The organism is Burkholderia sp. AU45251, from assembly GCF_030482905.1.
In the GTDB taxonomy this organism is placed as follows: Bacteria; Pseudomonadota; Gammaproteobacteria; order Burkholderiales; family Burkholderiaceae; genus Burkholderia; species Burkholderia aenigmatica.
Genome location: NZ_JAUJQH010000025.1, coordinates 41619 through 54331 on the forward strand (window position 1 = coordinate 41619; position 12713 = coordinate 54331).

Sequence of the window (12713 nt, forward strand, 5' to 3'; positions counted from 1 at the left end):
GGCGTGACGGCGGGAGCGGCCGGCGCGATGCAGTGCGCGCCGGCCTTTCCCACCTTCAGGTCAGGTCGGTTCAGTTGAGCGCGACCGCCGCCGCGGCTTCGACCGGCGAGCCTTCGAGCGCGACCGACGGTCGGCCGTCGGGGCCGACCGGCACGTCGCCGGTGAGCGTCGTGCGATAAAGCTGGCGGTCGAAGTCGAGATCGAAGATGTCGACGGGTGCGAGGTGGGCGGTCGCGCGGTTGTCCCAGAACGCGATGCTGCGCGGTTCCCACTTGAAGCGGATCGTGAATTCCGGCCGCGTCACGTGTTCCCACAGCAGTTCGAGCAGTGCCTGGCTCTCGCGCGGCGTCAGCCCGACGACCGATTTCAGGAAGCTCGGGCTCACGTACAGCGCACGTTCGCCGGTCTCCGGATGCACGCGCACGAGCGGATGCTCGGTCACGAGCGGGCGGCGTTCGACCGCCTCGTCGAACGCACCGGTGGCGCGCACACCGACCGGCGGCGTGAAGCGGTGAAGGCCGCGCAGGCCGTCGACGAAGCCGCGCAGCGGCGCGGACAGCGTGTCGTACGCCCGCACGAGGTTGGTCCAGTGCGTATCGCCACCGTATGGCGGGATCGTCACGCCGCGCAGGATCGACGCCCACGGCGGGTTCACGGCGGCCGTCACGTCGGTGTGCCAGCCAGTCCAAGGCCGGCGCACCGGCTCGCCTTCGAAGCGCGTCGCCTTGCGATGCTTGGCGACCGAATAGACGGCCGGATGCCCGTCGACGTGCCCGAATACCGGGTGGCCAACCGTCGGCTCGCCGAACTGCGCGGAGAACGCGACGTGCTGCTCGTGCGTGAGGAACTGTTCGCGGAAGAAGATGACGCGCCATTGCAGCAGCGCGGCGCGGATCGCCGCGATCTGCGGCGTGGTCAACGGTTGCGTGAGGTCGACGCCGCGGATTTCCGCACCGATATGGGCGGACAGCGGGATCACGTCGACCGGCTGGGCGGCGGGTTCGAGTAGGGCGCTCATGCGACGCTCCTGGCGGAAGTGAACGGGATGGCGGGCCGACATCGTGGCGCGTGCAGGCGTCGGTCTGGTGGCGGAAAGGGCATGGTCGCGTGTCCGGTGGCGGAAAGCGGGGTAGGCACGGCGGCGCGCACAAGGCGCCGCCGCCGCGGGATGCGGGCGTTATTGCAGCGTCGCGCCGGGCCCCTTCAGCACGACGCTCTGGCGGCCGTCGATGCCGACCGGCACGTCGCCGTGCACGGTCGCGCGGCGCACGACACGGCGCGCATCGCCGTAGTCGTTGATCGCGTAGTGCTGCGTCGCGCGGTTGTCCCAGATCGCGACGTCGCCTTCCTGCCAGTTCCAGCGCACCGTGTTCTCGAGACGCGTCACGTGTTCGTGGAACACCTGCAGCAGGTGCGCGGAATCCTGCGCCGACAGACCCTTGAGTCGCTGTACGAAATGCCCGAGCACGAGCGTGCGTTCGCCGGTTTCCGGATGGACGCGCACGACCGGGTGCTCGGTTTCGTAGACGGTCGACGTGAACACTTCGCGGTAGCGCTTCAGTTGCGTATCGTCGGCATGCACGTGCGTCGACGCGTAGTCGTACGCGTTCGTATGCAGCGCCCACAGCGTGTCGGCGAGCGCGCGCAGCGGGTCGGGCAGGTGCGTGTACGCGGCGGCCGTGTTGGCCCACACGGTATCGCCGCCGAACGGCGGAATCACGACCGCGCGCAGGATCGAGATCTTCGGGTACGCATCGACGAAGGTCACGTCGGTGTGCCACGAATTGGCGCGGGCGCCGTGTGCGGAATCGAGTTCGAGCAGGTGCGCGCTGCCGTCGACGGACGGCACGGTCGGGTGCGCGACGGTATTGCCGAAGCGGCGTGCGAACGCTTCCTGCGCGGTGTCGTCGAGATGGTGCTGGCCACGGAAGAACAGCACCTTGTGGCGCAGCAGCGCGGCCTGGATCGCGTCGAACGTCGCGTCGTCGAGCGTGCCCGACAACCGCACGCCGACGATCTCGGCGCCGATCCGTCCGGCGACCTGGCGAAGCTGGAGCGGCGTGGCGGCCGTGCGCGGCGCGGCGTGCGAAGCATGCGAGGACGGGTGAGCGGCGTGCTGGACTTCGGACATCGGGAGTCTCCTGGAGTCGGGTCGGTCGAGTCCCCATTCAAGCAGGGACCGCGCGCAATCGGAACCGATGAATCGTCACAACCTTAGCGTGTGCGCAGCGACGATCGATATGCGTCGTGATGCTGAGCCATTCGGCGCGTCGGGCGTGTTACCACGCAAGCCGCCATTCGCCGATCCGGTGCGGGCGCGGTGGGTCGATGCGCTTGCCGCCCGCGCGATCGTCGCCCGGCGGTTCGCTGTCGTCGAAATCGGCGAGCACGGTGTCGCGCAACCGCGCGAATTCCGGCGAATCGCGCCGTCGCGGGCGCGGCAGCGCGACCTCGACGATGCGTTCGATGCGGCCCGGGCGCGGCGCCATCGTCACGACGCGGTCGCCGAGATACACGGCTTCGTCGACGTCGTGCGTGACGAGGATCATCGTGATGCGCTCCTGTTCCCAGATGCGCAGCAGTTCGTTCTGCATCCGCGCGCGCGTCTGCGCGTCGAGCGCGCCGAACGGTTCGTCGAGCAGCAGCACGCGCGGGCGGTTCACGAGGCCGCGCGCGATCGCGACGCGCTGCGCCATCCCGCCCGACAACTGGTTCGGATACGCATGCTCGAAGCCGTTCAGCCCGACGAGCGCGATGTGATCGGCGACCGCGCGCCGCTTCGAGGCCGCGTCGAGCGGCGCGTTGCGCAGCGCGGCCTCGATGTTCTGCGCGACCGTCAGCCAAGGGAACAGCCGGTGATCCTGGAACACGATCCCGCGCTGCAGCGACGTGTCGCGCACGCGCTCGGCGCCGGCGCGGATCTCGCCCGCGTAGTCGGTGTCGAGCCCGGCGATCAGCCGCAGCAGCGTCGACTTGCCGCAACCGCTCGCGCCGACGATCGTGACGAATTCGCCGGCGCGAACGTGCAGCGACACGTCGTCGAGTACGGCGAGCGCGGCGCCGCGTTGCGCGTAGCGCTTGCTCACGTGGAGGATGTCGAGCGTATCGGAGGCGAGGGTCGTCATGGCGGTGCGAGGAAGCGTGTGGGGAGGAAGGGAAAAGACGATCAGCGCGTCAGGTCGCCGCGCCGGGCCAGCACCTTGCGCTCGATCGCGCGCGCAATCGCGTTCAGCGCCCAGCCCGTTATGCCGACGACGATGATCCCGAACAGCACGAGATCCATCCGGAACTGCTCGCTGCCGTCGATCAGCGTGTTGCCGATTCCGCTGCCGGCGACCAGCAGGTATTCGGCACCGAGCGTCGCAAGCCACGAATAGATCAGGCCGAGATACAGCCCGGTGAAGATCGACGGCAGCGCGGCCGGCAGGATCACGTGGCGCACGAGCTGGAGCCGCGAGTAGCGCAGCGCGCGGGCGACGTCGACATACGCGCGCGGCACCGCATGAATGCCGTCGCAGGTGTGCGCGGCGACCGGCAGCAGTGCGGCGAGCGACAGGAATACGACCTTGGCGACGTCGCCGAGGCCGAACCACACGGAAATCAGCGGAATCCACGCGAACAGCGAGATCTGCTTGAACGTGTCGAAGCTCGGGCCGACCAGCCGCGCGGCGACGCGCGACAGCCCGAGCGCGGCGCCGAGCAGCAACCCGCCGGTCGCGCCGAGCGCGAACCCGCAGGCTTCGCGCGCGAGCGACGCGGACAGCGCGCGGCCGAGTGCGCCGCTCGTGGCCTGCGCCCACGCGGTGCGCAGCACGTCGGCCGGGCCGACCAGCAGCCCGCTGCTCACGAGATGCGCGGAAGCGATCGCCCACCACAACGCGAACGCGACGAGCGGCAGCACGAAGCCGCGCCAGTCGGGCGCGTGCAGGCGGCGGGCGGCCGTGGTGGCAGGCGGGGTGGCGTCAGGCGCGGCAGCAGAATACGTCAAGGGTGGGACTCCTTCGGTGGCGCGGGCAGGGCGGATGGTTCAGCCGCGGAACGCGGACGGCACGCCGCGGCGCAGGCGCGCTTCGAGCGCGTCGAGCAGCCGGTTGATCAGCAGGCCGACCGCCCCGACGACGATCACGGACGCCATCACGAGATCGAGCTGGAACAGTTGCCGCCCGTACACGATCAGGTAGCCGAGCCCTTCGGACGACGCGACGAGTTCGACGACGACGAGCGCGAGCCACGACTTCGTGAACGCGAGCCGCACGCCGGTCGCGAGCGTCGGGATCGCGGCGGGCAGCACGACGTGCACGATGCGTTGCCGGCGCGTGTAGCCGAACACGCGTGCGACTTCGTCGAGCGTGGGCGGTGTCTGGCGAAACCCTTGCAACGTGCTCAGCGTGACGGGGACGAGCGCCGCATGTGCGATCAGCAGGTACTTGAGCGGTTCGCCGACGCCAACGAGCAGCAGCAGGAACGGCAGCCAGCCGAGCACCGGAATCTGCACCAGCGCATTGAAGCTTGGCAGTACGTAAGCTTCCAGCGTGCGCGACAGGCCGAGCGCGACGCCGGTCGCGAAGCCGAGCAGCGTGCCGGCCGCGAAGCCGACCAGCACGCGCTGCAAGCTGATCAGCGTGTGGCGCACGAGATCGCCGCTCGTCGCGAGATCGGCAAGTGCGTCGAACACGCGTTCGGGCGGCGGCAGGATTTGCGGCGCGATCCAGCCGCGCGCGCTGCCGATGCTCCACAGCGCGAACAGCAGCGCGGGCAGCAGCCACGGCGCGAGCCGCCACGCCCACCGTTTCACGCCCGCCGCACGGTGCGGCGGCGTGGTGAGCGCGTGGCGCTCGGATGACGGGATGGAAACCGCGGTGTCGCTCATCGGGAGGGTCCGGGTCAGGACAGCGGCTTGCCGGCCGCGTCGTAGCGTTGCCAGTAGCTTTCGAGCTTCAGCGTGCGCAGCGCATTGTCGAGATACTTCGGTTCGAACCAGCCATCGACGTCGACCGGCTGGCGGATCAGCTTCAGCGCGAGCGCATCCTGCGCGACGGACTTGTAGCGCGCGACGACGAACGGATCGATCAGCGGCGACAGGCGATCCTTCAGGCGCTGGTTCGCATAGTCGGCCTGCCACGACGAAACCGGCACGCCGCTCTTCGCCCACAGCTTGAACAGCGCATCGCGATTCGCCTCGTCGGACGACCATTGCGCGCCCTTCACGAGCGCGGTGACGACGCGCTGCACGATGTCCGGATGCGCGCGCTCGAACTCGTCGAGCACGAGCAGGTGGGTCTGCCGCGTGAGTTGCGGCCCGTCGTTCTGCGATTCGTAGATGATCTTCGCGAGCCCTGCGTCGCGCAGCTTGTACAGCTGGTAGTCGCCCACCGACGCGTCGATGCCTTTCGACGCGAGTGCGGCGAGCGAACTCGCGGAGTCGAGGTTGATCACGCGCAGGTCGCGTTCATTGAGGCCGTTTTTCGCGAGCGCGTTGTCGGCGACGAGCTGCAGGTTGGTGCCGCGGAAGATCGACACGCGGCGGTCCTTCAGGTCCTTGATCGAGCGGATGGTGGAGTCCGGCGGCACCGCGATCTTGACGCCCGAGCGCACGCTCGCGGCGAGCAGCAGGCGCGTCTTGATCCCGTTCGCTCGCGCGAGCACGGCGGGCAGGTCTCCCTGGTACGCGAAGTCGAGCGCCTTGTTGGCGATCGCCTCGTTGACGGCCGGCCCCGCGCCCTTGAAGAACAGCCACTGCACCTTGATGCCGTCGGCCGCGAATTCCTTTTCGACCAGTTGCTGCAACTGCGCGGTGGCGGCGCTCGATCCACCGAACGTCGGCGGATCGCCGGCGCCTTGCTGGGCGACGCCGATGCGGATGGTGGCGGGCTTGTCGGCGTGCGCGGCGGCGGCCGGCAACGCAATGAGGGACGCGATCAGCAGCGATCGAAGCAGGCGCAGTGGAAGCATGAATCGATGGATCCGGAACGTTGGAGGAGGCAAGGCCGGGCCGCAGCCCGTCGACGCATTCTCGATGGCGTGCCGGGGCCGGACAAGCAACGATTTGAACTATGCTTATCGCGGTGCGGCCGATGACGATACATGCCGCGCGGGCACCCAACTGGTGCGGCTGCGCGCACAACGGCCGGGATGTTTTTCATTGCGACGGCGACGATGGAGGCGGGCATGCAAGTCCAGGACCTGACAGGCGCGGCGCTCGACTACTGGGTGGCAATGGCGGCGGATCTCGACGCTCCCCGCGCCGACGCATCCGGATGTACGGCGATCCGCGAACCGGGCGGCGCGCCGGCTCCGTTTGCGCCGTCGTCGTCATGGGCCGACGGCGGCCCGATCGTCGAGCGTGTGCCGTTCGCCGCATTCGAGCGCGACGGCGGGCACGGTGCGTGGCGGGCCGTGCTGCACCGTGCCGTGCCTGCCGCCGGCGAGCGCTGCACGTTCAACCAGTCGGGGCCGACGCTGCTGGTCGCCGCCATGCGTACGCTCGTCGCGTCGACGTTCGGCGACGACGTGCCGGATCTCGACATGGCGCGGCCACGCTGAACGTAGCCGCGCGCGGCTACGTTCAGGCGGAGACGTTCCGGATCGCGATCGATGCGAAGTCGACGTGCCGTGGCAGGATCGCGCCGGCGGCCGTGACGGCGGCAAGACGCTGCAGCATGGGGCGGCGCGCCGGGGTGGAGGATTGGGTCATCGGCGGGGGCTCCGTGATCCGCGCGCAGGCGAAGCGACTATCGGGCAGGTGACGGATACGGTTTCCGGCCGACAAACATCGAATCGTGCAATGCCTATTCGCGCGGCGACGGCCGGCCTGGCCGCCATCGACGGGCACGGGCGTGTCACGGTGCGCGTTACACGGCCGACGGAACCGTCCGCAGGAACGCGCGTACCGCCGGCGCCTTTTCGAAGCGCCGGTGCGCGAGCGCCAGTTCCGACGTGATCGGCTTGCCGGCGATCGGCCGGTACACGACGCCCGGCAGCGACACGCAGCCGGCGAGCGCATCGGGAATCACCGCGACCCAGCCGTTCACCGACACGCACGCGAGCACCGCGAGCAAGCCGCCCGGGCGGGCGGCGATCAGCGGCGCGAAGCGGCCGCGGCGCGCGACTTCGAGCGTGCCGCGCTCCTGTTCGGGCACCGCGAAGCGCGCATCGGCGAGGTCGGCCGCACGAATGGCGGCCATCGACGCATAGCGCGACCCGGCCGGCACGGCCGCGACGAATACGTCCCGTTGCAGCGTGACGATCCGCAGGCCGCCGGGCAGCGGCAGCGGCGGGCGCACGTATGCGAGGTCGAGCCGGCCCGTGTCGAGCTGGTTCGGGACGTCGTCCATCGGCACTTCGCGCAGGTTCAGCTCGATACGCGGGTGCGCGTCGCGAAATGCGCCGACCGTGCGCTGCAGCGTGCCCGAATAGACGGCCGACGACACGTAGCCGATTTCGATCCGGCCAAGTTCGCCGCGCTCGGCCAGCGCCGCGAGTTCGCGGCCGCGCTGCAGGTGTTCGACTGCGGCGCTGGCCTCGGCGAGATAGGCTTCGCCGGCCGCGCTCAGCGTGACCGCGCGGCGCGACCGGTGAAAGAGGCGCACGCCGAGCACGCGTTCGGCCTCCTGGATCTGCCGCGTGAGCGCGGGCGGCGCCATGTCGAGCGCTTCGGCCGCACGGGCAAAATGCAGGTGCTGCGCGACGCTCAGGAACGCGCGCACGTGACGGAATTCGAGCCGGTCCATGATTGCAATTTTCGTCAATAAAACAGCATCGGAGTGTCAATGACAGGCAATACGGGCCAAGCCTAGCATACGGCTCGTTCTTCCTGTTCCGGAGTAGCCGATGTCCCAGTCTTCACCGGCGTCGCGCGCGGGCGCGGCGGCCGCCCCGCGCACCGGCGCCCGCCTGCCGGCCGCCGCGACGCTCGCCGTCGCGTCCGCAACCTGCTCGCTGATCGTGCTCGACACGAACGTCGTCGCCGTGTCGCTGCCGAGCATCGCGCGCAGTTTCCATGCGAGCTTCGCCGAGATCGAATGGGTCGTGAGCGCGTACATGACCGCGTTCGCCGCGTGCCTGCTGCCGGCCGGCGGGCTCGCCGACCGCTTCGGGCGCAAGCGGATGCTGGGCGCGGGGCTCGCGCTGTTCTTTCTCGCGTCGCTCGGCTGCGGCGTTGCGCCATCGGCCGGCTGGCTGATCGCCGCGCGAGCGGTGAAGGGCGGCGGCGCCGCGCTGCTGCTGACGGCCGCGCTTGCCGTGATCGCGAACCGTTTTCCGGACGGGCGCGAGCGGGCGCGCGCGTGGGCGATCTGGGGCATGTGCATGGGGATCGCGACGGCCATCGCGCCGCTCGTCGGCGGCGCGATCACGCAATGGATCGGCTGGCGCTGGGTGTTCCTGCTGAACCTGCCCGTCTGCCTGCTGCTCGCGGCCGGCGCGCGTGTCGCGATCGACGAGTCGCGCGATCCGCACGCGAAACGCGTGGATGCGGCCGGCAGCCTGCTGTTCGGCGCGGCGCTCGCGTGCGCGATCGCCGCGCTGATCGGCGCACCGTCGCACGGCTGGCTGTCGGCCGCGACGCTCGGCCGGCTCGCGCTCGCCGCCGCGCTGTGCGCGGCGTTCGTCGGCGCGGAGCGCTGGCAGGCGCGGCCGATGATCGATCTCGCGCTGTTCCGCCAGCCGCGCTTCGTCGGTGCCGTGCTCGCGATGTTCGGCTATGCGGCGTGCGCGCAGGTGATGATGACGTTCCTGCCGCTGTACCTGCAGAACGCGTTCGGGATGTCGGCGATCGACGCGGGGCTCGGCATGCTGCCATTCGCGTTCGCGATGATCGCCGGGCCGTCGCTCGGCGCGGCGCTTGCCGCGCGCGTGTCGTCCGGCGGCGTGCTGGCGGGCGGGCTCGCGCTGATCGGCGCGGGCAACCTCGCGACCGCGGCGCTGACGGCCAGCGGCGACTACCGGCTCGTCGCGCTCGGCATGTTCGTGACGGGCTGCGGCGCAGGCATCATGAACGGCGACACGCAGAAGGCGATCATGGCGTGCGTGCCGCCGAACCGCACGGGCATGGCGTCGGGCATCAGCACGACGACGCGCTTCTCGGCGATCGTGACGGCCGTCGGCGTGCTCGGCGCGGTGCTGGCGGCGAGCACGCAGGCGCGGCTCGACCGGCTGCTGTCCGCCGCGCCCGGCCTGCGCGCGTTCGCCGACGCGCCGTTCATGTCGAGCCTGCTGGCCGGCGACCTGGCGCGGGCGCTCGAGCGCGTGCCGTCGTCGGCCGCCGGTGCGCTCGCGCAGGCGGCGCCCGTCGCGTTCGCGAGCGGGTTCGCCGATGCGCTGACGGTGAGCGGCGTGCTTGCGCTGGTCGCGGCCGTCGTTGCCTACAAGTTGCTTACGCAACCGATGCGCGACGGCGCGTGACGCACGGCGCGGCACGCACCGCGCATTGGACGCGACCCGGCGGAACCATTAAGCTGGCGCGTTCCGGTTTCACGCAGCGTATTCAAGATGTCATCGACGATCGAGATTCTGTTGCCCGTGTTCGGGCTGATCGCGGCTGGGTTTCTGTGCCGCCGGCGCGGCGTACTCGGGCCCGCCGCGGCCTCGGAACTGAACCGGGTTGTCGTCTGGCTCGCGCTGCCCGCGCTGCTGTTTCAGATCATGGCGCACGCGTCCTGGCACCAGCTGTATCAGCCGGCCTTCGTGGCGACGTTCGCGCTGACCTGCGCGCTCGTGTTCGCCGGGGTGCTCGCGTGGCGCCTGTTCGCGGGGCGCGGGCTCGCCGATGCGAGTATCGACGCGATCGCCGCGTCGTATCCGAACACCGGCTATCTCGGCTTCCCGCTGTGCCTGCTCGCATTCGGCACCGACAGCCTCACGCCGACCACGATCGCGACCATCCTCGTGGCGTGCGTGCTGTTCGCCGGTGCGATCGTGCTGATCGAGATCGGGCTGCAGCGCGACCGCGCGCCGTTGAAGCTGATGTGGAAGGTGGTCGGCGCGCTGCTGCGCAACCCGCTGATCGTCGCGCCGCTGGCCGGCGTCTGCGTGTCGGCCGCGCAGGTGCCGCTCGGCGCGCCGGTCGATACGTTCCTGAAACTGCTCGGCGGGGCCGCGAGCCCTTGCGCGCTTGTCAGCCTCGGGCTGTTTCTCGCGGAGAAGCGGGAGGCGTCCGGCGCGGCGCCGCGCGGCAGCGTTGCCCTGACGGCGGTGAAGCTGTTCGTGCAGCCCGCACTCGCGTGGTGGCTCGGCGTGCGCGTGTTCGCGCTGCCGCCGGTGCTCGCGCAGATCGCCGTCGTGCTCGCCGCGTTGCCGACCGGCACCGGGCCGTACATGCTGGCCGAGTTCTACGGGCGCGAAGCGCAGGTGACGTCGCGCACGATCCTGCTGTCGACGCTCGGGTCGATCGTGTCGCTGTCGGTGCTGCTCGCGATCGCGCGGCACGGGTGATATGGCGCGGTCGATCAAGCGCTTGGCGCTTCATCGTATATCGCGTCTTGCGAATCGCCTCGCGACGAAGTCGCATTGAATTGACGGGTGCAATCGACAGGCGAAACGACACGCCGATTCGCAGCCCAGGCTACGTCGACGAGCACTTCGGGGTCGGCTGTTTTGCCGTGCTGGTTTTCGACGTGGCCTGAGCCGTGTATCGATCTATTGGCCCGTTGACGCGCCTGTCGATCACGCCGGTCAATGCGACTTGGTCGCGAGGCGGTGGATGCGTGCCGCATGGGCGACACGCCGCGGATGCGACGCATGGCAATGCGTTGCCTGCCTGCGGCGCGTGCGTCGTGTGGGTTCGGGCGTATCGGTCGGGGCTGGCGTACTGTTCCGCGCGTCCGAGTTCGCGTCCGCACCGTCCGCACCGACCGCACCGACCGCACCGACCGCACCGACCGCACCGACTGCACCGACTGCACCGACTGCACCGGCCGCTACCGCCGCAACAGCCGGCAGCATCGCCTCCGCATCGAGCCAGGCACGCGTCGCTTCCGCGATCAACCCGCGCAGCCAGCGCACGCCGTCTGCGCACGCGCCCGATTCGTTCCAGGTCATCCGGTACACGATGTCCGGCGGCTCTGCCGGCAGCGCGACGGCGGCGAGCGGCAGCAGCTTCGCATAGTGCCGCGCGAGCCGGTACGTGGTGGTGAGCAGCATGTCGGTGCGCACGAGCGCATGCGCGGCAAGCTCGAAGTGCGGCAACGTGACGACGATCCGCCGCTGCAGCCCCACGCGTTCGAGTTGCCGGTCGATCGCGCCGGATGCTTCGAGCCACGACGGCGTCGGGCACAGCTGCGGCGCTTCGGCAAAATCGGCAGCCGTCATCGTGCCGCGCCGTGCGAGCGGATGCGTCGCGCGCATCAGGCACACGACGCGATCGTCGAACAGGTCGTCCTGCCGGAACCGCGACGAGCGCGCCGGGCGATTGTCGATCACGACGTCGAGCTCGCCGTCGGCCAGCGCGCGCTCGTCGTCGAAGCCGTCGCCGAGCGGATGAAACACGAGCTGCGCGTTCGGCGCGCGTTCACGGAACAGCGCGACGAGCTTCGGCACGAACAGCACGTTCAGGTAGTCGGGGCAGCCGATCCGGTAGGTACGCACCGACGTGCGCGCGTCGAACGTCGGTTGCTGGATGCGGATGAAGTCGATCACGCGCAGCGCGTTGCGCAGCGGGTCGATCAACCGTGCGCCGAACTCGGTCGGCACCATCCCGTAGCGGCTGCGCACGAGCAGCGGATCGCCGAGCAGTGTGCGCAGGCGCTTGAGCGCGGCGCTCGTCGCCGGTTGCGACATGTTCAGGCGCACGGCCGCACGCGACACGGTGCGCTCGGTCAGCAGCACGAGCAGGATGCGCATCAGCCGCGCATCGAGCACGTCGAGCGCGCCCGCGGCGTCGGCCGCGTCGCGGGGCAGGGCGTTCGGGTCTAGCGTGTCTCGCATGCCGAACCACCTCCCGGCGACCCGATCCCCGAGCGTGACGCCGCAGCAGGCCGGCGGTGCGTCATTTGGCGAAGGTGCCCGGCCAGCCGACGATCCGCTTCGGGCGCGGCGGCGCATACGTGCGGACCTTCGACGTTTTCAGCTTCAGGCGTACCAGCGACTCGGCGAGCGCGACCGCGGCCGATACGCCATCGACGACCGGCACGCCCGTGCATTCCTCGATTTGCCGGTCGAGGCCGGCCATCCCGCCGCAGCCGAGGCAGATCACTTCCGCGTGATCGTCCTTCACCGCGCGCTGCGCTTCGTCGACGATCGACTCGATCGCGCGGGCCGGATTCTCTTCGAGCTCGAGCACCGCGAGGCCGCTTGCGCGCACCGACGCGCAGCGCGCATCGAGCCCGGCGAGCTTCAGGCGATCCTCGATCAGCGGCACCGTGCGGTCGAGTGTCGTGACGACCGAGTAGCGATGGCCGAGCAGCATCGCGATGCTCGCGGCCGCTTCGGTGATGTCGACGACGGGCACCGTCAGCAGTTCCTGCAGGCCTTCGCGGCCGTGTTCGCCGTAGCCGGCCTGGATCACCGCGTCGTATGGCTCGTCGTAGCTCAGCACGCGATCCATCACGGCGATGGCCGCGAGGTAGCTCTCGAAGTTGCCTTCGACCGATTCCGCGCCGAAGCGCGGCGTCAGCCCGACGATCTCCGTGCCCGGCGACGCGGCGGCCTGCGCCTGCGCGGCGATCGCGTCGGTGATCGACTCGGTCGTGTTGACGTTGACTACCAGGATCCTCATT

Annotated in this window: 13 protein-coding genes; 3 read left to right on the forward strand and 10 right to left on the reverse strand. The window is 70.1% G+C overall.

Annotation, left to right across the window (positions count from 1 at the left end):
• Nucleotides 1–70: 70 nt before the first annotated feature.
• The 6 genes from QZM67_RS32360 to QZM67_RS32385 all read right to left on the reverse strand — a co-directional run bounded on the left by QZM67_RS32360 (nucleotide 71) and on the right by QZM67_RS32385 (nucleotide 5952).
• On the reverse strand, nucleotides 71–1018 hold the full coding sequence (locus QZM67_RS32360) for a TauD/TfdA family dioxygenase (protein WP_301809588.1): 948 nt from the start codon (nucleotides 1016–1018) through the stop codon (nucleotides 71–73).
• A gap of 159 nt (nucleotides 1019–1177) precedes the next feature.
• Nucleotides 1178–2131 (reverse strand): TauD/TfdA family dioxygenase, encoded by a 954-nt coding sequence (locus QZM67_RS32365; RefSeq protein WP_301809590.1) that lies wholly within the window; start codon nucleotides 2129–2131, stop codon nucleotides 1178–1180.
• Between the two features lie 148 nt (nucleotides 2132–2279).
• A complete protein-coding gene (locus QZM67_RS32370; protein ID WP_301809592.1) occupies nucleotides 2280–3125 on the reverse strand; it encodes an ABC transporter ATP-binding protein in 846 nt (281 codons plus the stop codon).
• Between the two features lie 41 nt (nucleotides 3126–3166).
• On the reverse strand, nucleotides 3167–3988 hold the full coding sequence (locus QZM67_RS32375; RefSeq protein WP_301809593.1) for an ABC transporter permease: 822 nt from the start codon (nucleotides 3986–3988) through the stop codon (nucleotides 3167–3169).
• Nucleotides 3989–4027: 39 nt separating this feature from the next.
• Complete coding sequence (locus tag QZM67_RS32380) at nucleotides 4028–4870, reverse strand: ABC transporter permease (RefSeq protein WP_301809594.1); 843 nt, start codon at nucleotides 4868–4870, stop codon at nucleotides 4028–4030.
• A 14-nt stretch (nucleotides 4871–4884) separates the two neighbouring features.
• Nucleotides 4885–5952, reverse strand: coding sequence for an ABC transporter substrate-binding protein (locus QZM67_RS32385; protein ID WP_301809597.1), 1068 nt, complete (start codon nucleotides 5950–5952; stop codon nucleotides 4885–4887).
• Between the two features lie 216 nt (nucleotides 5953–6168).
• On the opposite strand from QZM67_RS32385, the gene QZM67_RS32390 reads away from it, so the two are divergent.
• A complete protein-coding gene (locus QZM67_RS32390; RefSeq protein WP_301809599.1) occupies nucleotides 6169–6543 on the forward strand; it encodes a phage protein NinX family protein in 375 nt (124 codons plus the stop codon).
• 22 nt (nucleotides 6544–6565) lie between these two features.
• Here QZM67_RS32390 and QZM67_RS32395 read toward each other — a convergent pair whose 3' ends face one another.
• Both QZM67_RS32395 and QZM67_RS32400 read right to left on the reverse strand, forming a co-directional pair.
• On the reverse strand, nucleotides 6566–6694 hold the full coding sequence (locus QZM67_RS32395) for a hypothetical protein (protein WP_265328609.1): 129 nt from the start codon (nucleotides 6692–6694) through the stop codon (nucleotides 6566–6568).
• Between the two features lie 157 nt (nucleotides 6695–6851).
• Nucleotides 6852–7730 carry a LysR family transcriptional regulator gene (locus QZM67_RS32400; protein WP_301809603.1) on the reverse strand — a complete coding sequence of 293 codons (879 nt, stop codon included), beginning with the start codon at nucleotides 7728–7730 and terminating at the stop codon, nucleotides 6852–6854.
• A 100-nt stretch (nucleotides 7731–7830) separates the two neighbouring features.
• On the opposite strand from QZM67_RS32400, the gene QZM67_RS32405 reads away from it, so the two are divergent.
• Together QZM67_RS32405 and QZM67_RS32410 are read left to right on the forward strand one after the other, a co-directional pair.
• Nucleotides 7831–9402, forward strand: coding sequence for an MFS transporter (locus QZM67_RS32405; protein ID WP_301809606.1), 1572 nt, complete (start codon nucleotides 7831–7833; stop codon nucleotides 9400–9402).
• 87 nt (nucleotides 9403–9489) lie between these two features.
• Nucleotides 9490–10431, forward strand: a complete 942-nt coding sequence (locus tag QZM67_RS32410) for an AEC family transporter (RefSeq protein ID WP_301809607.1) — start codon at nucleotides 9490–9492, stop codon at nucleotides 10429–10431.
• A 240-nt stretch (nucleotides 10432–10671) separates the two neighbouring features.
• Here QZM67_RS32410 and QZM67_RS32415 read toward each other — a convergent pair whose 3' ends face one another.
• Complete coding sequence (locus QZM67_RS32415; protein ID WP_301809609.1) at nucleotides 10672–11922, reverse strand: LysR family transcriptional regulator; 1251 nt, start codon at nucleotides 11920–11922, stop codon at nucleotides 10672–10674.
• Nucleotides 11923–11983: 61 nt separating this feature from the next.
• Nucleotides 11984–12712, reverse strand: coding sequence for an aspartate/glutamate racemase family protein (locus tag QZM67_RS32420; RefSeq protein WP_043179429.1), 729 nt, complete (start codon nucleotides 12710–12712; stop codon nucleotides 11984–11986).
• Nucleotide 12713 lies beyond the last annotated feature (1 nt).